The organism is Helicobacter himalayensis (assembly GCF_001602095.1).
In the GTDB taxonomy this organism is placed as follows: domain Bacteria; phylum Campylobacterota; class Campylobacteria; order Campylobacterales; family Helicobacteraceae; genus Helicobacter_F; species Helicobacter_F himalayensis.
Genome location: NZ_CP014991.1, coordinates 475,618 through 494,949, shown reverse-complemented (window position 1 = coordinate 494,949; position 19,332 = coordinate 475,618). Strand labels below are relative to the sequence as shown.

Sequence of the window (19,332 nt, the reverse complement as noted above, 5' to 3'; positions counted from 1 at the left end):
CAAGTAAAAAATGCTACAATGCGCGCGCAGGTGGGGTTTATCCCGCACAAAGATATTTTAAAAAGGACAAAATTATGGAATCAGATTTTTCACTCCAAGAGCTCGCCGAGCAGCTTGTTGATAATTTGGGCGCAGCACTGTATTTTGCGGGGGTAAAAAAGGATAAGATACAAGAGGCACTAGAAGCGTATGAGACACTACTTGATGATGAGAGTTTTGATGAAAATGCGCCATATGGGATTGATGAGATTATTGAGACAATCAATCTCTTGCGCCAAAAAAGAGCGGATCTTTTTACAAAATGAGCCAAAACACATTGCGCCTTGTGGTGCTTTTCAGCGGGAATGGCACAAATATGCTAAACCTCATCGACAAGCTTCATAATAAAGTGTTTTTAGATTCTCAAAATGTGGCGCGCAGGATTTGCATTAGCGTGTGTTTTTGTAATAATCCGCACGCAAAAGGGATTGAGCGCGTGAGAGGGTGCGGGATTGAATGCGTGATAATCCCCAGCAAAGGAAAAGCACGCGAAGAATTTGATAAAGAATTAGTGACACAAATTAAAGCTTTTAAGCCGAATTTATGTGTGCTTAGCGGATTTATGAGAATCTTAACACCTCATTTTACCGCACACCTAAAAGCGCTCAATATCCACCCGTCATTTTTACCATTGCATAAGGGTGCACACGCCATAGAGCAAAGCTTTGAATCAAATGAAGATTTTGGAGGGGTAAGCGTGCATTGGGTGAGTGAGGAGCTAGATTCTGGAGAAATTATCCTGCAAGAAAAGTTGCCAAAAATTTCTGGCGAAAGCCTTGCAGAGTTTGAAAAGAGAATCCATAAGCTAGAATACGAGCTTTTCCCAAAGGCTATCTTACACGCACTTGGTCTGCGCCCAAACTAGCGCACACAAAAATTTCTCTTAAGGAAGCGATATGATAAAAACAAGCGGAAACTTTCAATCAGACTTTGGCGCGGTGGTGTATGACATCTATGAGCCGGATTCTGGTGCAAATGGTGCAAATATCATTATCCAAATCGCGCACGGTATGGTCGAGCACAGAGGGCGCTTTGAGTGGGTGGCACGTGAGCTAGCGCAAAATGGCTATATCGTGGCAATCAACGATCACCGCGGGCACGGCGATAGTATAAACACGCAATCCGCAAAGCCTAAAATATCCAAAGAAACAAACCACACAAATGCCAACAGCATAGAATCTACAAGTCCCATCATCACGCTTGGTGAAATGGGCGAGCAAGGATTTGAACGTGCTGTGCAGGATATGCACGTGTTTAATCACCTTTTGCACTCCCTCTATCCGCACGCGCAAATCGTGCTACTTGGGCATTCTATGGGCTCACTGCTATCGCGTCGCTATGTGAGTTTGTATGAAGATTCTGTGATTGGGTTAATTTTGAGCGGAAGTCCAGCTTACAATCCGCTATCCACGCTTGGTATCGCGCTTGGTAAGTTTTTTCACGCTATTGGTGCAAAAGATTTTGGTGCAAAGATTCTCAACGCCTTGTCTTTTGGCGGATTTAATGCGAAATTCCGCACAGAAGGCAGTCCTTACGCGTGGCTATGTAGCGATAAAAATGTGGTGAGCGCGTATGAAAATGATAAAAAATGCAATTTTATTTTCACAACGCAAAGTTTTATCAATCTTTTTGGTGGGCTAAAGTGCGTTTATGGTGCGGCGCAACCTCCCAAAAATCCGCGCTTTCCTGTGCTTATCATTAGCGGGCGAGACGATGCGTGCGGGGATTTTGGCAAGGGTGTGGAAAAACTGCAAGTATTTTTGCGCAAAAATGGCTATCAAAACACGCAACTTATCCTCTATAATGACGCGAGACACGAGATTTTGAATGATTTTTGCAAAAAGCAAGTTTTGCAAGATATTTTGCTTTGGATTACAAAACACTTGCGCGAGTAACGCACAAAATTAGGATTTGCAAACGCTCTCACCCCAAATAATTTAGGATTTTTTAAGAAACTCAAGCAAATAAAATCTGCAGATTCTAATCAATCAAAAAACACGGAATCAGCGATTATTTTTACAAAAAATCCTGCAATCTATTTGCCCTTGTCATAAAAGATTCTAAGCCTTCCCAATCTTCATTTTGGAGCATTTCTCTTGCATTTTTGAGCTCGGATTCAAAGCATTCTAGCGCGCACAAAGTGTTTTGTTTATTTTGCTTAAAAATATCATTCCACATTTTTGGCGAGCTTTTAGAAAGCCTGCTCATAGACTTAAAGCCCCCGCCCACAAGTGCTAAAATTGTCTGTGGGTCCTCTTGAGAAAGCACAGCATTCGCCAGCGCATAGCTGATGATATGAGGCATATGACTAATAAGCGCGATATGCTTGTCGTGCTCTTTTGCGTCCATCTTTATAATTTTCATACCAATGCTAAGGAAAATCTCGCGCGCCACCTGCACCTGATGCGCGCCACTTTGCTCTAGGTTTGACAGAATCACAATCTTATCCTTAAACAAATCCTGCACCGCAGCTTTTGGTCCATAAAATTCTGTCCCACTCATCGGATGTGCGGCGATAAAATTTGCACGAATAGATGATGGCACAGATTCCAAAATCTTTTGCTTCGTCCCGCCAAGATCGATAATCGTGGCAGTTGGCTTAATATGCTTAATGTTTTTAACAATTTCAATAATCCCCTCAACTGGCACCGCGATAAAAATCACATCATTTTCACTTAAAAGCTGTTCTAAACCAATACACTCATCAACAAGCCCGAGGGAAAGTGCCTGAGAAGAATGCAATGGATTTGTATCATAGCCTGCGATACAACCAAAACTCCCAAGATTTTTTAGCGCCAGCCCAATCGAGCCACCAATAAGCCCAAGCCCGATGATTCCGACATTTTCAATGTGTTGCATAACTAACCCTCTCTTTTATAGAATCTGCAAATCTTATTAACCAAAAAATACAAAGTCTGTGCGCGAGCACAAATAAGACGGAGCTTTAGCGAGTCTTGCTTACTAAAGTAAATTAATGGAACAAATCTAGCGTTGGTATTCATAAAAAGTTTCTATCTCATCACTCAATGCCAAAAGCTTTGCTAATGCCACAATCGCCTTAAATCCCACGCTCTTTTGCTCTACAAGCACACTTTGAAGAGAATTTTGCGCATCAATGACTTGCGCACTCGTGGCTAAGCCCTGCTTAAAGGCATTTATTTGTAGCTTAAGATTTTCTTGCGCCAAAACAACTGATGAATTAAGACTCTCATACTCCTCCTTTGCAAACAGCGCCTCTTTGTAAGTGCGACGCACAAGCAAGGTAATATCCTTAATCGCTTGGGCTTTGAGACTTTCTAGCTCCAAAGTAGTAATTTTGCTAGCTTGATACCTCTGCAAGCGCGCAGTGGGCGAGATAATAGGGATATTCACACCAACACCCACATACCAAGCAGGGATTGAGCGCACCAATAAAGAATCCTGCTTATCGGTAAAAATATAGCTTCCCATTCCCACCACCTGTGGCAAAAAACTAGCGCGCGCAAGGCTTGTAGCTTCATTAGCAGATTCTATCTTTAAATCAAGCGAGCGCAGTGCGGGATAACTTTGCAAGGCTTTTTGCACATAATAATTTTCATCATACAAAGGCTTTGAGGAAACCTCGATTTTTGAGCTAGGCACAGAATCTTGTGTGCTTAGCGCGCTATTTAGGGCTAAATCCGCACTAAGTCTTGCATTTTGCGCGCTACGCAGGGTGTTTTTAGATTTGTCACTTGCCACTTGACTTGCAAGCACTTCTAGATGCGCAATTTGCCCGCTTTTTTCTAAATCAAGCGCATTATTGTAATGCAACATTGAGGCTTCAAAATTTTCCTCGCAAACCTCCTGCAAGTCCTTTGCCAACACGCTTCCATAATAAATCGTCACAAATTCTTCAAAAGTTGCAAGCTTTTTTAAACGCATTGCTTCTGCAGCATCTTTTTTAGCAATTTCAGCAATTTTTATCCCCCTCACACGCGCGCCACCGGTATAAAGCGGATAGATAATATTAAACGCACCCATCATCACATCGCGCTCTAGCAAAGTTATTGGCTTATTAACACCTCTTAAGATTCCGCTCAAATACGCGTCCATCATCGGATTCCCACTTGGTTGTATTGAGGCATTCAAACTATGACTCATAGCTTCATCAAAATAGAGATATGAACCCTTAAAATTAATCTCTGGTAAAAAGCTAAGTTTCGCACCAAGAGCGAGCTTTTGAGCGCGTGCGAGATTGTGCTCTTGAGCTTTGAGTGCATCATTATTTTCTAGCACTTTCTCCCACGCGCTTTTTACATCAAAAATATTTGATTCTTGCGCATTTTGCGACACTTGCTCGCCATTAGCCCATACAAAAAGCATAAAAAATAACAGCGTAATTTTTTTACTCTTATTCATTATGTTAATTCCTTTTCTACTCTTGCGCCCACTGCTGAAGAGAATCCACATCTTCATAGCTTGTCAAATCTAACTTTATTGGCGTTATAGAGATATAGCCCTCTTTTGTCGCGTCAAAATCGCTTAATCCACAAAAACGCGTGCCATTGACATCTGGTATATCCTTGCGCTCCTCCCACACAAGCGGTTGCAATCCCAGCCAATGGTATTCCTGCCCGCGTGGGTTGCGGTGCAATTGTGCAGAATTACCATAGATTCTATAACCCATTTGCGTGATTTTTGTGCCTTTGCATTGTTTGGGCGCAATTTGAGGGATATTGACATTCAAAAACTTTCGCGCGCCAAGTGGAAAAGAACGCGCAAAAATCCTTTGCACCAGCTTCCTAATCGTCTCTTTTGCAAGTGCGAAATCAAAATCACTTCCCAAATTTTTATCCCTTAGTATTTGAGAAATCGCAATAGAATCTATACCCTGCAAACAGCCCTCCATCGCTCCTGCAGCTGTGCCAGAATAGGTAATATCCTCGCCCATATTTGAGCCAATATTAATGCCAGAAATCACCAAATCAGGCTTCACCCCACTGCCATAAAGCGTATTGAGCGCAAGATACACGCAATCACTCGGCGTGCCATCATCAAGCTTGTAAAAATCATCATCTAAGCGCACAAAGCGCAAGGGCTTTGTGATGCTAAGCCCGTGCCCACACGCGGACTTTTCACTTGAGGGCGCTACGATGGTAATTTGCGCCAAATCGCTAAGCGCATCTTTAAGCGCCAAAAGCCCGCTAGATTCATAGCCGTCATCATTTGTAAGAAGAATTCGTTTCATTTGCGCTTCCCTTTTGTCAATTTATACATAAGATTTAAGATAGGGCTTTAGCATCTCGCTAAGATTACCCCTAAGCCTTGAAGGTAGAGAATCTAGCGCAATTTTGATGTTTTCTGCAAGTGTGCGTGCCTGCGTTTTTGCGCCTTCTAATCCAAGCAAGGTTACATAAGTGTTTTTTTGCAAATCATTTTGCACGCGCTTTCCTGCTTGCTCCTCGCTTTCAAGCACATCGATGAGGTCATCGCGCACTTGAAAAAAAAGCCCCAAATCGTTACCTAGATTCTCTAACTTTAACATAATCTCCTCGCTCACATTTGCGATAATTGCGCCAAATTTTAGGCTTGTGGCGATGAGCTTTAATGTCTTATTTTGATGAATGATTTTTAGCTCTTCAAAAGAGATTTTTTTGTTTTCAAACTCACAATCAAGCACCTGCCCTAGCACCATTCCGCTAGCACCAGCATTGTGAGAAAGCTCATAAATAAGCGAAACTTTCACTTCTGGGGAAAGCTTAGATAGAGAGAGAAGTTCAAATGCGTAGGTATTAAGCGCATCGCCCACAAGAAGTGCTAAAGTTTCGTTGTAAGTCGTATGCAAAGTAGGAAAACCACGGCGTAAAGGGGAATTATCCATACAAGGCAAATCATCGTGGATAAGTGAGTAAGTATGCAAACTCTCCAACGCTAAAGCGGGTAAAAAGGCATTGGGTAACATCGCAGGAGAAAGAGAATCCACCACACATAAGCACAGCATTGGGCGAAAGCGCTTACCTCCAGCGTCCATCATCTCCCACAGCGCCTTTTGGTAATGTGGGTGGAATCCCCCAACTTGTGGCGCATTTGCTTTCAAAAACTCCTCAAACTCTTTGCTTAATTGCTCTAGTCTATCCACTTTAGTTCCTTTTAAATGTATCGTCTCGCGGAAGTGAAATCGCACCTTGCGCCTTACGCGCGTATTTTACCATTTTTGGTTGAGAAAACTTAGAGACTTTACAATGCAGTTTGCCTAGAAACTGCCTTAAATTTTTATAAAAAACTCAAATTCCCCACGTCTTACAAGTAGCTGGATTTTACCCTCATAAGTTTTCAAAGCTTGTGGTTGCAGGCTTTCACTTAGTAGGGTTTTGAGATTATCCAAAGTTGCGGGCGTTTTATTAATCCACACGATTTTATCACCCACCTTTAGTTCTTTCAGGCGCGATTTTTTGGCATTTGTCATACTTAGAATCTGCAAATTTTCACTAAGCTCTATCCCAAAGCGCTCCAAAAAAGTATCGCGCAAAAGCATACCGCCCTGCAGCCTATCCACCACCACTTCGGCATTTTTCAAGACACCATCGCGCTTAAAGATAACTTTCACATTTGAGCCAATTTTGAGATTACTAATAATCCAATGCGCTTGCGAAAGAGAAATGAGCTTAGTGCCATTAATGCTTACAAGCTCATCTCCGCTTAAAAAAGGATTGTTTGCAAAAAATGGGTCACTTAAACTCACGCGCAGTTTAGAATCTAGCCTCACACCAATATCCCCATACACGCCCGCTTCACCTTGTAAAAATCTATCAATATATTTTTTTTCAAGGAAGCCATTGCCCCCAACGCCGATTCCATAAATTTGATAGCAAATATTGCCAATCACGCTATTTGGCGCGAGTTTGCTTGAAAAGCGCGCGTATTGCAAATAGTCGCTTTGTCGCGCGGTGATATGCCCTTTTGGCGGATTTTTGGTAGTGATGGCGATGAGATTTTTATCTTGTAGTGTGCGCTCATCAAGGGGCAGTAAATCATAGCTTAGCTTTGGGAGTGTAGATTCAATCAAATACAGCCCCACAAAGGGATCGCTTTTGAGAATCTTTGCCTTTGGGCGCGCTTGAGAATACATCAAAAGCACGACTTTGCCATTGTGTTTAAGTGCTACTGCGCGCGTATCGCCAACAATAATACTTGCGTTATTGTAGTAATCAATACAATGCGTGTAGTCATACTCCTGCGCACCTAGCGTACCTACGCACAAAATAGAGAGAAACAGAGAATTTAAAAAAAATCTTATGCACATTATTTTTGCTAGCTTTTATTAAAAGGATTGAGACTGCCAAGCATACCAAGTGCGGTGTTTTGGCGGTTTAGCTCCATTGCCTTATACGCATCATTAAGCGCGCCGAGCAAGAGAATCTGCAAAGAATCCCTATCCTCTAGCAGGCTTTCATCGATGTTTAAATCAATGATTTCGCCCGCGCCATTAAAACTCACTTCCACTAACCCGCCGCCACTTTTGACATTAAAGCGCGTGTCTTTGGACTTCTCATTGAGCTGCTTAAAACTCTCTTGCATATTTGCAAACATATCACCAAGCTGTTTTGGGTCAAACATTGAGTACTCCTAATTCCTTAAATTGTATCGTCGAAGTTGGGAATTCCGCTTCTATTCCTTTGAATGTATCACCTGCGCGGGAATATCCCGCTTCGGCTCCGCTTCGCGCACACACTCATCATTTGTTGGTTGATGAGACTTGTAGATTCTAATTTCTCTAGGCTTAAGAATCTTGCGCGCAAATTTTATTGTAAGAATCCACATGCACGACTTTTGGCTTAAAGCCCTTTGTCTCATTAGAATCCATCATCGCATATGCCACAATAATCACAAGATCGCCAATTTGTGCCTTGCGTGCGCACGCGCCATTGAGGCAAATCTCGCCCTCATTTTCACCCAAAATCACATAAGTGCTGAAACGCTCGCCATTATTGATATTGAGCACATCTACTTTCATATTTTCAAGCATTCCAGCCGCATTTGCGAGGTTTTTATCAATTGTGATTGAGCCCGTGTAGTTGAGATTTGCATCACTCACGCGCGCGCGGTGGATTTTAGAATACATCATTTCAAACTGCATCGCCAAACCTTTGAAAAATTTTGAATATTTTTAAAAAAACTTTGATTAGGCAAGATTCCGTATTTTGCAAATACAGAATCTACCACGAAAAGCTACCGCCTACACGCAAATTAAGATATTGAGGCATTGGGATATTTTGCATACTGGTAAATTTGGTGCTTGACTGCAAGGTAATATCAAGGAATCCGAGCAGATTTACCCCGCCTGTGAGGATAAGTCCCGTATCTTGGCGTAGGTCTTTCATCGCACCTACGCGCAAATCCATACTCCTCCACAAAAAACCAACACCGCCACCTACCATTTGACTTTTTTGTTTCAAGCTACTTAAAGCAAGAATATCATTTTGTGTCAAATCCACGTCAAAAGCGACATTAAATCCAGAACTTGTATAGTAGCCCAGCCCCGCACGCACCTGAGGCTTAATCATAATATCTTCAATAGTAGATTTAAAAGACGGGGAATTTAGATTCTTACCTACTAAGCCAAAAGTGAGGTTGCGAAACTTTGGTAAATCAATCTCATACACAAGCCCTGCATCGACACCAAACGCTCTGCTAGCGTTGCTTCCATTAAAACTCTGTGTGATATTGCTAAGTTCTTTTTTAAAATTAGTCTTAGTAGAAATAGCAATTTTATTTTGCACGCTAATACCACTCATCAGCTTTCCGCTCACACCGACATTGAGATTACTATTTTTGAAATAAAAAGTGCGCGCATAGCCGATTGGAATCTCATTTAGCACAAACGAAGTAATAGTGAGATTATGCGCTTCATCTGGCTTTGTTGTTTGCAAAGCCGCAAGGAGTGAGTGCGCTTCATAATCACTTTTTGAAGAAAGCCCATAGGTATAGCCATTATCGCTAATTTTTAACTCATAATAATTCCCGCCAGCTTCCAAAATCAGTCGCATTTTATTAGGATTTGCATTAATTGACATACTTGAATGCACCGAAGCAAAAAATCCAACTGCAAGCGTGCCAACGGTGTTATTTAGCGTCTGCGAGCCAAGCTGAAATACAAGTCCATTTTGACTAACAAGGCTTAGATTGCTATCCTTGATAGAATCTTGCACAAGCGCAATATCTGCCATTGATTTATCTAGTCCCTTGTCTGAACCCTTGCTAATAGTAATACTGGTTAGTGCATTTTGCAAGCCACTACCAACATTGCCATTACCAAACTTTAAATCATCATAATCCACATTGCCTAAGATACTACCAAGCAAATCTTTTTGGACAGAATCTAGCGAGCTATTCTGAACTTCTGCCTTAATCGCATCAATTAGATCCGTATAATTGCCATTTTGATGATTTTGCAGATAAGATTCTAACTTTTGCTGTGTATTTTGCCCTGTGCCACTGCCATTATTTAGCACCTTATCCAGTGCTTTATCCACGGCATCTACGACACCATTTACCGCGCCACTAGTACCGCTTCCACCACTAAAGCTACTTGCTAGTCTTTTAGCGGTATTTTGCATATTTGCAATATCCACGGTTGCGAGTTGCACGAGATTTTTTTCACTAATACCAACACCTAAGCTATAACCAAACTTCACCTTTGGCGAGGCAGAAAGCAAAGCAGGATTATAGTAAAGTCCCCACGCCGAGTTTTTTAGTGCGACACCCGCACCCCCCATTCCTGCGGAAGTATTCCCTATACCGCCAAATTCTAGTGCGCTTGCTAAACCCACACACGCAACAAAGGAAGTAAGAAAAACTTTTGCTTTCATAGCCACCCCCCCTAATCTTGAATCAAGCCTTATCTAAAATTAAAATGTAAATCCGCCACCCACTTGAAGTGCTACATATCGTGGCATTGTCCCGCCATCAGCAAGACGCGATTTGCCCGAAGACACAGCAAGTGAAACATCTAAGAATCCAAAGCCAATACCAGCAGAAATAATCGCGCCATTATCCTGACGCAAATCCTTTGCTAAACCAGCACGCGCGCTAAAAAGCACCGCGTCAAAATCAATACCCACGCCCATTTTTTGCGATTGCAATCTTGTGCCACCAAGTGTGATAACATCGTTATTTGTCAAGTCTATATCCGCAGCAATAACAATGCGCTCGCTTGGGTTAAATCCAGCTCCAAAGCGCGCTTGTGGCTTAATCTTTAACTTCGTTTCGCCAAAGCCAAAAGATGGGCTATTGAGATTTTTCCCCACAAGTCCCAAAATCAAGCTTTCAACCGGTGCATAAGTCATGCCCACATCAATTCCCACATTTGAGCTAGAAACCGCCCCTTTTCTTTTTAGAGAATCATTTAACAAATCAGTAAGTTTTTTCTCATTAAATTTAGAATCTAGCACCACAGAACTATGTGCATAGCTTGCATTCATATATTTAAGCGCCACACCTATGCTAATTTTGCCAAGTCCGGGATCAAAAGAATACGCATAGCCCACCGGCACTTCGGTTAAAACCAAGCTTGAGACATTAAACTTAATGCCCGCATTATCGACATTGTTTTGATTTGTTGGTAAATACCCTGTTAGCCCAAGCGAGCCATATGCGCTTGTATTAAATCCAATAGCAAGCTGTCCGAAGCTAAATTCTGGTAATTGCAAAGCAAGTGCGCCGGAAAGCTTTACTTGAAGGTTATTGCTTTCTAGTAATTTGTTAAACGCCTGAACATCTTGCACATTTGCAAGGTTGCTATTGATGATGTTATACATATTTTTTTCTGACAAGCCACCACCAATGCTATAACCTATCTTTGTGCCGGGTTTTGCAGCCAAAAGTGCGGGGTTAAAGAACAATCCATAAGGGCTATTTTTCACTGCGACACCTGTGCCACCCATACCTAGAGATTTATGCCCCACTTCGTTAAATTCCTGCGCATTCAATGCGACATTCCCCAATAAAAAACCTGCCAAAAGCGTTTTATAAAGAGTTTTCATACAAATTCCTTAAAATAAAATGAGAGCGTTAAAAACCCAGAGAACACATAATCGACCTTTTGCGAGCTTTTTATCGCAAAAGGCGCATTATAACGAAAAGTTGCGTTAAAGTAAATTTTACAAACAAATTTGCCCTCACCCTCTTGACAGACATTAGATGTCATCTTTTATAATTGCACACATAAGAATCTTTTGACAACAAGCTTTTAAGATTCTGAAACTATCTTTACAAGGAGCAAATATGCAAGAGTATATCAAACAGGCACTAGATGGCAAAAGAATAGATTTTAAAGGCTATGCGGTGGATTCTAAAACTTCAGCATTCAAGCCTTTTAGCGCTAGTCGCCACGCGTTGGGGGATAATGACATTCTTATCGAAATCCTTTTTGCTGGAATCTGCCACAGCGACATTCACTCTGCGCGCAGTGAGTGGCACGAGGGGATTTATCCGATGGTTCCCGGACACGAAATCGCAGGGCGTGTGGTAGCTGTGGGTAAAAATGTAGCAAAATTCAAAGTCGGCGATTATGCAGGCGTGGGTTGTATGGTAAATTCCTGCGGGGAATGTGAGGCGTGCAAAAAAAGTCAAGAGCAATTCTGCGAAAATGGCAAAGTCGTCTTCACCTATGATTGCAAGGATTGCTTCCATAATGGCGAACCAACTTATGGCGGGTATTCCAACAATATCGTAGTAAGCGAAAAATTCGCAGTAAATGTCCCAAATGACGCGCCACTAGAAAAAGTTGCTCCTCTGCTTTGCGCGGGTATTACGACTTATTCCCCACTAAAATTTAGCCAAATCAAAAAGAGCGATAAAATCGGTGTGGCAGGCTTTGGTGGGCTTGGCGTAATGGCGCTAAAATACGCGCTAAAAATGGGCGCGGAAGTGAGTGTTTTTGCACGCAATCGCAATAAAGAAAGAGAAGCACTAGAGCTTGGCGCGAAGGCGCTTTACATCACTGATGAGCTAGACAGTCTCAAAGAGCGCTTTGATTTTATCATCTCAACAATCCCCACAAAATACGACCCAAGCGCGTATATCAACCTTTTGAAATATGGCGGGGAATTTGCGATTGTGGGGATTCCACCAAGTGATGTGATGCCACAAATTAGCCTTGATACGCTTGTGTTTAAAGCAGGCAAAAAAGTGTATGGCTCGCTTATTGGCGGGATAAACGAGACGCAAGAGATGCTAGATTTTTCACTCAAGCACAAAATCTACCCAGAAACGCAAATCATCACTGCGGATAAAATCAACGAGGCATATGAGAATCTCACCACAGGCAAGGCAAAATTCCGCTATGTCATTGATATGAAAGCAAGCAAGCTTTAAATTTTATCTACGGATGCGGTTTTACAAATACTAAGCTATAATGCGCGCTTATCTTTGTGTTTAGGAGTTTGTATGCAAGTGCTTAATGTTAGAGACAATCAAGAATTGCAAAGTGCTAAAAATCTTATGTTTTACTCTCTTGTTAGCTATTTTATTTGTTGTTTTGTAATTGTGATTCCATTTGTAGCTTTCCTTGCTGTCATAGGAATGATTGCTTCCTTTGTAGTGGGTATGATTGGGCTGTATAGGTTTAGCAGGCTTTGCAATACCTTTATTTTTCGCTTGTATCTTTTTCAGTTTTTACTTGTGATTGGACTTGATATTGCGGGTGCTATATGTGCAACTGCAAGTGTATTTAGTGAAAGCGCTATTCCGCTTGTGATACTAGCACTTTTAGTCATTGGATATTCTGCGCTTGCCATTTATTGGGGTTATCTTATGTCCTATGAGATGAGTGCGCGCACAAATTTGAAAGAATTCATCACCTCTTTCAAACTCTCCATTATCGCAACAATTGGCACGATAGTGTGTATAGGTATGTTGTTTGGAATCTTTGCGTCAATATTGCTAGAAGCTTCGAGCGATTTTGGAGGCTTGGAAAATCTTAGTGGTTATGAACTAGAATCTATAAAATTCTTTTTTGTTGAAGGCTATTCAGCTACGCTTATAGCCATAGGTGGGCTTTTTGTCTTTTTATTAGGAGTTGGAATTGCTGCGTTTGTGTTTTTGGTGATGGGCTTGTATAAAATCCAAGAGGTTAGCGTAAGGGAAGTTAATACTTGCAAGCTTGAAAAAAACTAATGTTAGGGATTGACTTTGAGCATACGCTTGCGTGCGTATATCGCGGGGAATTTGAGGGCTTTAGTGGTGGAATGCACGCCATTAGAGACTTTGAGCGCGTAGATTTTGGCGCGTTTATTGGCATTAGAGAGCAGATAGAGATTCTCTATACAAACACGCAGAATTTTTTACAAGGCAAAGATTCTTGTAATGCTCTGTTTTGGGGTGCTCGAGGCTGTGGGAAAAGCTCATCTATGCGCGCGGTGCTAACGCATTTTTTATTACACGCGCCAAAGGTTGCAATTCCTTTTAACAAAGTGCTTGCAGGTGAGAATCTAGATTCTAATTCCCACCTTGCGCCTTTTGGTAATTTTACCCATTCACCCCCTTTTGCCACTTCCCAAAAACACGCACAAGAAAGCGCGTTATTAAAGCCTTTGCGCGTGATTGAGATTCCCAAAAAAAGCTTAGAAATTCTGCCTTTTGTGTTAGATTCTATCCGTGAGCTGCCATTTTGCTTTGTTATTTTTTGCGATGATTTGGCATTTGGGCTCAATGATGAAAGCTACAAAACCTTAAAAAGCCTTATGGAAGGGAGTTTAGAGGCTGTGGCAAAAAATGTGCTCATTTATGCCACTTCAAATATGCGCCACCTTTTGCAAGAATCCTACCCGCAAGATACGATACATACAAATGATGCGCAAGATGAGCTTATCGCGCTAAGTGATAGATTTGGCATTGCGCTTGGATTCTATACTTTGGGCACAGAGGAGTTTATCGCGCTTGTAGAATCTATGGGTGTCAAATGCACGCCAAATGTGCGCCAAAGTGCGCTAAACTTCGCCACGCAAAAAGGTAGCCGCAATCCACGCATTGCTAAAGAATTTGTGAAACTTCACAACGGCGGATTAGAGAGCTTGCTTTAGCTTAAAAACACTAGTTTGCTACAATTTATTAAGCTTTTTCTTTAACTCCTGAATCTGTCGTTCTGATTTGGTCAAATATTTTTTACCACTAAGCTTTTTGTTTTTTAAAAAATCTTATAATGCGCACCCTTACAAACCCAAATAAACAATAGGAAAATAAATGCAAAAAGTTGCCCTACTTATGAGCGGTGGAGTAGATAGCTCATACTGCGCGTATTTACTCAAAAATCAAGGCTACGAAGTGCAGGGAATCTATCTCAAGCTGCACGACAAAGAGGCAAAACACGAAATTTTTATCAATAACGGACAAAAAGTTGCCAAAGAACTTGGCATAAATTTTGAAGTCATCAACGCCCAAGAGGAGTTTAAAAAAGTCGTGTATGACGAGTTTATCGCCTCATACAAGCGCGGAGAAACTCCAAATCCTTGCTCGATTTGCAATCCTTTTATCAAATTTGGCGTGGCGTTTGAAAAGGCTAAAAGTATGGGCTGCGAGAAAATAGCCACCGGGCATTATGCGCGCATTAGCAAGTATAAGGGGATTAAGCGCATACAAAAGGCGGTCGATGACACAAAGGATCAAAGCTACTTCCTCTATGCGCTCTCTCAAGATTCCATAGATTCTGTTATTTTTCCTTTGGGAGAGAGCTTGAAAGTGGATATTAAGCCCACTGCGCTAAAGCTTCTGCCATTTTTAGGCACGCTTGAAACCTATAAAGATTCCCAAGAAATTTGCTTTGTTGAGACAGATTATATTGATATATTGAAAAAATATGAGCAGGTTGAAAATGCTGGGCTTGTGAAAAATGCACAGGGTGAGATTATCGGCGAACATAAAGGCTATATGCAGTACACTATTGGCAAGCGCAAGGGCTTCAAAGTCTTTGGCGCACACGAGCCCCACTATGTAACAGGCATAAATCCCGAAGGTAATGAACTCATCGTAGGCACAAAAGAGGAGCTAAAGACAAATAAAGTTTTCGCACAGAATCTTAGCCTTACACCAAGCTTTGAAAATGGGGAATATGAAATCAAAATTCGCTATCGTAGCACGCCAATCAAAGCGCAAGTGGCTTTGGACAATGGTATTATCTCTGCGCACCTTAATGAGCCTGCCTATGGCGTGGCAAAGGGACAAGCACTCGTGGTGTATGACAAAGACATCGTCCTAGGTGGCGGGGTGATACTTTAGAGAGAAATTTAAAAGAGGCTTGCGCCCTCAAACCTTGCTTTATTTTTTAAGAATCTCCGCCACCTCTTTTGCGTGATAAGAAATGATAATATCAGCCCCAGCACGCTTCATTCCCACGAGACTTTCTATCATCACTTTTTCATAATCAATAATGCCAGCGCGCTTCGCACACTGCAACATCGCATATTCACCGCTCACATTATACACCGCAAGGGGCAAAAGCGTGCGTTCTCTAATATCGCGCACCACATCAAGATAGGCAAGTGCGGGCTTTACCATCAAAATATCTGCGCCCTCACTCTCATCATTTAAGCTTTCAATTATAGCTTCTCTGCGGTTTGCAGGATCTTGCTGATAGGTTTTTCTATCCCCAAAGCTAGGGCTAGACTGCGCCACATCGCGAAATGGTCCATAATACGCGCTTGCAAACTTCGTAGAATATGCCATTATCGGTAAATTTGGGAATCCTGCCTTATCAAGCCCATAGCGCAGTGCGCTAATAATCCCATCCATCATACCGCTTGGTGCTATCATATCCGCGCCACAACTTGCTAGCACGATTGCTTGTTGAACAGAAATTTCCAAAGTCGCGTCATTATCCACAATTCCATTTTTATCCAAAATCCCGCAATGCCCGTGGTCTGTGTATTCACAAAAGCATAAATCAAGGCTTACAAACATTTGTGGCGCGTGCTTTTTAATTTCTTTCACCGCGCGCGCAGTCACGCTCTCATCGCTTAGTGCCTCACTTCCACAAGAATCTTTGTGATTTGGCACACCAAAAAGCAAAATATGAAAAATCCCAAGATTTTGCAATGTATCAATTTCTTTTAAAAGCATATCAATGCTAAGCTGAAACACGCCGGGCATAGAATCTATCTCATTTTTTACCCCGCTTCCCTCCACCACAAAAAGCGGATAAATAAAATCACTCACACTAAGTGCATTTTCTCGCACAAGCTCCCTACTCAAGGGATTTAAGCGCAGTCTCCTAAAGCGTCTAAACATTTTTGCCTCCTAAATTTTTGGGATTAGAGTTTTTCAATTTCTCTTGTCTTGGGTTTTGGTCTATCCTCTAACGCGCAAAAGTTATCCACCACACAGCCTTTAATGATAAATTTATTTTTCCCATTTTCATTGATATAGCGAAGCTTGAAATTTTGACTATCTAGGGTGCTTTTGATGATATACATTCCTAGCCCAAAACCTTGAGTATTCTTTTTAGAATCCCGAAAATAGGGCTTAAAATACTCATCAAGCTTAAATTTTAGCGGTGTGCCCTTATTTTCTACATACAACCCATCATCTTTGGTATAAACGCGCACCTTGCCATCCTCCCCGTATTTTATGGCGTTATCAAGCATATTTTTAATCGTTATCACAAAAAGTTCAAAATCTGCCTTGATAAGTGCATAAGGAGATTCTAACGTGATCGGACTAGGTGCATTTCTATCAATTAAGAGAATCTGCTCTGCTGCGCGTATGAGATCCTCGAGCAAAAACTCACTTTTTGTGATTTTATACATTTTTGAGCTTAATTGCTCTAGCTTTGCAAACTCAAAAATAAGCTCATTTAGCCTATTGAACACTGAGCAAAGGCGCTCTTTTTGCACGGGATTTTCTATCATTTCAGCGGTGATTCTGCCTTTGGTTATTGGTGTTTTTAACTCGTGCATAATCGAACGCAGAAACAAAAGGCGCGATTCATTAAGCGCTTTTATTTTGTTTGAAAATTTATAAAACTCATTTGCCAACAGCTCAATTTCATCTTTTGGATTTTTTTTCACGCGCAAAATAATGTCTTGTTCAGAGCTTGAAATCTGTGCGCGCAAAGTATTTAAGGGGATAAGCGCTTTTAAAAGTAGCACATAAATAAAAGTCAAAATCACCACACCCGCAAGCGTGATGAAATAAAAGCTTTCATAGGAATGCGACGCCTTGTCTTTATACAAAATAACTTCTTTGCTAGATTCTAGCAAGATATAGATTCCCTGCTGTGTGTTGCGCACTTTAGCAATTGTACCGGGGAAGTTTTGCGGGATTTTATCCTCTTCTTGCAGACGTTCTTTTTTAAAGCCATCTTCAACCTCTACAAAGCCAAAATCGCTCAAATAGCGCTTCACAATATCCACACCACCGCCAAAGCGCGAGATTTCATTAATCATTGAAACGATTTGATTATATTTTATGCGATTAGCGTTGCTATCTTCCTCGATTTTGTCCTTGATAAGAAAGTAAGAAAAGGCAAAAAATCCAAGCAATGCGCAGAAAAATAAAAAAGTAATTTTAAAAAATATAGAATCCCAAAAATGCTTCATTGCCTGCCTTTGTGTGTTTTAAAAGTGTTTGTTGAGATTTTAAATCTGCAAATTGTAGCACACCAGCACAAACTAATTTTTCAATTCCCTACAAGCGCCCTTGAGTGCATTTGAAGTTTAGGACATTATCTTTTAAAACTCCGTGATGATGCAAAGAGCATAAAAATTCTTGTATAAGCTCTCTTTTAGCAAAAACTGGCTGATTATTCTTGTCTTTTGCGCTAAGGATTCCCAAAAACACCCCATCGCTGCTAAAAAATGCTCTGCCATATGCGAAATCATCATACACCGCGAGCAAATTTTGAGAATCTTGCATATCTGATGCCACCTGCGCGCCTTGCACGCCATTTTTTGCCTTTGTGAAATCGCCATCTTCAAGCACCTTTGGGACAAAAGAATAATAACTCTCTACAAAAGCATAAAAAATCATAGAATCTTTTGTGTTGTTTTTTTGCGCATTCATCGTATCAAAAGAGCTTTTTTTGGCAAGTGTTGGATTTGCGAAAATATCTATAAAATAGCGCTTTTCTATCCTGTCGTGATAGTAGCTTTTTGCGCGCGTATGACAATAATCATCAGTTGATGCGATAGATTCCAAAAGTGCGAGATTGTTTTGCGTATCCACAGCTTTAACATTAAGCTTATTTGTGCAGATAAGCACGCGCGCGCTAGAATCTTGCATTTTGGTGTAAATGGTTTTTGGGATAAGCTTCTCATCATAGACAATCTGCGCAGAAGTGATAAACAAACCATTTTCTAGCATCGTGCCAAAGCCCATTCTCTGCGAACCATCACTAAAATACACTTCAATAATCGCCGTGGCATAAATCCACTTTGGCAAGGGGTGTTCTAGCATATATTGTTGTGGAAGAAGGTTTTGTGGCAAGATAGGGTTTGTGGGATTCTCATTTGTCTGCGTGGTGTTTTGGGAAAAAAGCGAGCTAAGCGAGTGAAAATCTACGCTAGAATCTGCATTTTTTTGGGAAAATTCTTGTGTGGATTCTGCGCTTTTTTCAAGCCATTCAATCTCTTCTACTTCCTCTAGCATCACATCGCCCAATGCGTGCGCGCTGAATAAAAGCGATAAAAAAACAATCATAGAAAGTTTTTGAAAAAAATTTTGCAAGTTTTTCCTTGTGATAAAAATTTTTAAGCTTAAATAATTGGCTATATCGGTAAAATACGCGCCACCTTTTATAACCTAAGGAATTTTTATGTTAAGGAGCAGTCAATGGAGGCACTCAAAACTTTTGAAATCAATCAAGACACGCTAGATAAGCTAAATTTTGCGCTTATCACAACAAGTAAGGGGCAGATTCTCATCAAACTTTTTCCACAAGATGCGCCACAAGCGGTTACAAACTTCGCGACTTTGGCAAAAAAGGGCTTTTATAATGGGTTAAATTTTCATCGTGTAATCAGTGGATTTGTTGCGCAAGGTGGCTGTCCAAAAGGCGATGGCACAGGCGGTCCGGGATATAGAATCAAGTGTGAAGTCACAAATAACCCAAATCAGCACAAGCGCGGCTCTCTCTCTATGGCGCACGCTGGACGCGATACAGGTGGAAGTCAGTTTTTTATCTGCTTTGCAGACCAACCACATTTAGATGGCGAGCACACGGTGTTTGGGCGCATTATGCCAAATAAACGCGAAAGTCTTAAGGTGCTAGATTCTCTAAAAGTCGGTGATAAGATAGAATCTATTGAAATTTTTGACGATGAGCCAGATACACAATAAATC

General features: G+C 41.3%; 20 protein-coding genes. 8 read left to right on the top strand and 12 right to left on the bottom strand.

All coding sequences use genetic code 11. From position 1 onward, the window contains the following. Positions 1–74: 74 nt before the first annotated feature. Genes A3217_RS02365 through A3217_RS02355 form a run of 3 tightly spaced genes read left to right on the top strand, consistent with a single transcriptional unit; the run spans position 75 to position 1,934 of the window. Positions 75–305, top strand: coding sequence for a hypothetical protein (locus tag A3217_RS02365; protein WP_066387486.1), 231 nt, complete (start codon positions 75–77; stop codon positions 303–305). Beyond that, complete coding sequence (gene purN, locus A3217_RS02360) at positions 302–904, top strand: phosphoribosylglycinamide formyltransferase (protein ID WP_082807847.1); 603 nt, start codon at positions 302–304, stop codon at positions 902–904. Before A3217_RS02365 ends, purN begins: the two co-directional genes overlap by 4 nt. 31 nt (positions 905–935) lie before the next feature. Continuing rightward, positions 936–1,934 (top strand): alpha/beta fold hydrolase, encoded by a 999-nt coding sequence (locus A3217_RS02355; protein ID WP_066387479.1) that lies wholly within the window; start codon positions 936–938, stop codon positions 1,932–1,934. A gap of 121 nt (positions 1,935–2,055) precedes the next feature. Here A3217_RS02355 and A3217_RS02350 read toward each other — a convergent pair whose 3' ends face one another. The 9 genes from A3217_RS02350 to traF (A3217_RS02310) all read right to left on the bottom strand — a co-directional run bounded on the left by A3217_RS02350 (position 2,056) and on the right by traF (A3217_RS02310) (position 11,042). Continuing rightward, complete coding sequence (locus A3217_RS02350; protein WP_066387476.1) at positions 2,056–2,898, bottom strand: prephenate dehydrogenase; 843 nt, start codon at positions 2,896–2,898, stop codon at positions 2,056–2,058. A 126-nt stretch (positions 2,899–3,024) separates the two neighbouring features. After that, the gene (locus A3217_RS02345) at positions 3,025–4,419 is read right to left on the bottom strand and encodes a TolC family protein (RefSeq protein ID WP_066387467.1); all 1,395 of its coding nucleotides are present in this window, start codon (positions 4,417–4,419) and stop codon (positions 3,025–3,027) included. A gap of 16 nt (positions 4,420–4,435) precedes the next feature. Continuing rightward, positions 4,436–5,248: a 5'/3'-nucleotidase SurE gene (gene surE, locus A3217_RS02340; protein WP_066387464.1), complete on the bottom strand. Its 813-nt coding sequence runs from the start codon at positions 5,246–5,248 to the stop codon at positions 4,436–4,438. Between the two features lie 21 nt (positions 5,249–5,269). Continuing rightward, entirely contained in the window at positions 5,270–6,139 is an 870-nt protein-coding gene (locus tag A3217_RS02335; protein ID WP_066387463.1) for a polyprenyl synthetase family protein, read from the bottom strand. 126 nt (positions 6,140–6,265) lie between these two features. Continuing rightward, complete coding sequence (locus A3217_RS02330; protein ID WP_082807845.1) at positions 6,266–7,303, bottom strand: DUF7488 domain-containing protein; 1,038 nt, start codon at positions 7,301–7,303, stop codon at positions 6,266–6,268. An 8-nt stretch (positions 7,304–7,311) separates the two neighbouring features. Then, positions 7,312–7,617 carry a YbaB/EbfC family nucleoid-associated protein gene (locus A3217_RS02325; RefSeq protein ID WP_066387460.1) on the bottom strand — a complete coding sequence of 102 codons (306 nt, stop codon included), beginning with the start codon at positions 7,615–7,617 and terminating at the stop codon, positions 7,312–7,314. 163 nt (positions 7,618–7,780) lie between these two features. Further along, positions 7,781–8,137, bottom strand: coding sequence for an aspartate 1-decarboxylase (panD, locus tag A3217_RS02320; protein WP_066387458.1), 357 nt, complete (start codon positions 8,135–8,137; stop codon positions 7,781–7,783). A 79-nt stretch (positions 8,138–8,216) separates the two neighbouring features. Beyond that, entirely contained in the window at positions 8,217–9,869 is a 1,653-nt protein-coding gene (traF, locus tag A3217_RS02315) for a conjugal transfer protein TraF (RefSeq protein ID WP_066387455.1), read from the bottom strand. Between the two features lie 39 nt (positions 9,870–9,908). Further along, positions 9,909–11,042 (bottom strand): conjugal transfer protein TraF, encoded by a 1,134-nt coding sequence (traF, locus tag A3217_RS02310; RefSeq protein WP_066387452.1) that lies wholly within the window; start codon positions 11,040–11,042, stop codon positions 9,909–9,911. A gap of 241 nt (positions 11,043–11,283) precedes the next feature. Between traF (A3217_RS02310) and A3217_RS02305 the strand changes: the two genes are divergently transcribed. The 4 genes from A3217_RS02305 (at position 11,284) to mnmA (ending at position 15,273) form a co-directional block, all read left to right on the top strand. Beyond that, positions 11,284–12,375: an NAD(P)-dependent alcohol dehydrogenase gene (locus A3217_RS02305; protein WP_066387449.1), complete on the top strand. Its 1,092-nt coding sequence runs from the start codon at positions 11,284–11,286 to the stop codon at positions 12,373–12,375. Between the two features lie 72 nt (positions 12,376–12,447). Next, a complete protein-coding gene (locus tag A3217_RS02300) occupies positions 12,448–13,176 on the top strand; it encodes a hypothetical protein (RefSeq protein WP_066387447.1) in 729 nt (242 codons plus the stop codon). Beyond that, positions 13,176–14,081 (top strand): DUF815 domain-containing protein, encoded by a 906-nt coding sequence (locus A3217_RS02295; protein WP_066387444.1) that lies wholly within the window; start codon positions 13,176–13,178, stop codon positions 14,079–14,081. Before A3217_RS02300 ends, A3217_RS02295 begins: the two co-directional genes overlap by 1 nt. Positions 14,082–14,241: 160 nt before the next feature. Next, positions 14,242–15,273: a tRNA 2-thiouridine(34) synthase MnmA gene (gene mnmA, locus A3217_RS02290; protein WP_066387440.1), complete on the top strand. Its 1,032-nt coding sequence runs from the start codon at positions 14,242–14,244 to the stop codon at positions 15,271–15,273. Positions 15,274–15,312: 39 nt separating this feature from the next. On the opposite strand, the gene hemB is transcribed toward mnmA, so the two are convergent. From hemB to A3217_RS02275, 3 genes are all read right to left on the bottom strand, one after another. Continuing rightward, complete coding sequence (gene hemB, locus A3217_RS02285) at positions 15,313–16,281, bottom strand: porphobilinogen synthase (protein WP_066387438.1); 969 nt, start codon at positions 16,279–16,281, stop codon at positions 15,313–15,315. Positions 16,282–16,304: 23 nt separating this feature from the next. Beyond that, positions 16,305–17,591, bottom strand: a complete 1,287-nt coding sequence (locus tag A3217_RS02280; protein ID WP_066387435.1) for an ArsS family sensor histidine kinase — start codon at positions 17,589–17,591, stop codon at positions 16,305–16,307. Between the two features lie 88 nt (positions 17,592–17,679). Further along, the gene (locus tag A3217_RS02275) at positions 17,680–18,717 is read right to left on the bottom strand and encodes a hypothetical protein (RefSeq protein WP_066387431.1); all 1,038 of its coding nucleotides are present in this window, start codon (positions 18,715–18,717) and stop codon (positions 17,680–17,682) included. Between the two features lie 105 nt (positions 18,718–18,822). Between A3217_RS02275 and A3217_RS02270 the strand changes: the two genes are divergently transcribed. Next, positions 18,823–19,329 (top strand): peptidylprolyl isomerase, encoded by a 507-nt coding sequence (locus tag A3217_RS02270; RefSeq protein ID WP_066387429.1) that lies wholly within the window; start codon positions 18,823–18,825, stop codon positions 19,327–19,329. Positions 19,330–19,332: the final 3 nt, after the last annotated feature.

Coding starts and splice junctions, on each gene's coding strand:
- surE (WP_066387464.1), bottom strand. CDS start 5,248: ATGAAACGAATTCTTCTTACAAATGATGACGGCTATGAATCTAGCGGG.
- A3217_RS02350 (WP_066387476.1), bottom strand. CDS start 2,898: ATGCAACACATTGAAAATGTCGGAATCATCGGGCTTGGGCTTATTGGT.
- traF (WP_066387455.1), bottom strand. CDS start 9,869: ATGAAAGCAAAAGTTTTTCTTACTTCCTTTGTTGCGTGTGTGGGTTTA.
- A3217_RS02295 (WP_066387444.1), top strand. CDS start 13,176: ATGTTAGGGATTGACTTTGAGCATACGCTTGCGTGCGTATATCGCGGG.
- A3217_RS02345 (WP_066387467.1), bottom strand. CDS start 4,419: ATGAATAAGAGTAAAAAAATTACGCTGTTATTTTTTATGCTTTTTGTA.
- A3217_RS02330 (WP_082807845.1), bottom strand. CDS start 7,303: ATGTGCATAAGATTTTTTTTAAATTCTCTGTTTCTCTCTATTTTGTGC.
- A3217_RS02300 (WP_066387447.1), top strand. CDS start 12,448: ATGCAAGTGCTTAATGTTAGAGACAATCAAGAATTGCAAAGTGCTAAA.
- A3217_RS02355 (WP_066387479.1), top strand. CDS start 936: ATGATAAAAACAAGCGGAAACTTTCAATCAGACTTTGGCGCGGTGGTG.
- A3217_RS02325 (WP_066387460.1), bottom strand. CDS start 7,617: ATGTTTGACCCAAAACAGCTTGGTGATATGTTTGCAAATATGCAAGAG.
- hemB (WP_066387438.1), bottom strand. CDS start 16,281: ATGTTTAGACGCTTTAGGAGACTGCGCTTAAATCCCTTGAGTAGGGAG.
- traF (WP_066387452.1), bottom strand. CDS start 11,042: ATGAAAACTCTTTATAAAACGCTTTTGGCAGGTTTTTTATTGGGGAAT.
- purN (WP_082807847.1), top strand. CDS start 302: ATGAGCCAAAACACATTGCGCCTTGTGGTGCTTTTCAGCGGGAATGGC.
- panD (WP_066387458.1), bottom strand. CDS start 8,137: ATGCAGTTTGAAATGATGTATTCTAAAATCCACCGCGCGCGCGTGAGT.
- A3217_RS02270 (WP_066387429.1), top strand. CDS start 18,823: ATGGAGGCACTCAAAACTTTTGAAATCAATCAAGACACGCTAGATAAG.
- A3217_RS02365 (WP_066387486.1), top strand. CDS start 75: ATGGAATCAGATTTTTCACTCCAAGAGCTCGCCGAGCAGCTTGTTGAT.
- A3217_RS02280 (WP_066387435.1), bottom strand. CDS start 17,591: ATGAAGCATTTTTGGGATTCTATATTTTTTAAAATTACTTTTTTATTT.
- A3217_RS02305 (WP_066387449.1), top strand. CDS start 11,284: ATGCAAGAGTATATCAAACAGGCACTAGATGGCAAAAGAATAGATTTT.
- mnmA (WP_066387440.1), top strand. CDS start 14,242: ATGCAAAAAGTTGCCCTACTTATGAGCGGTGGAGTAGATAGCTCATAC.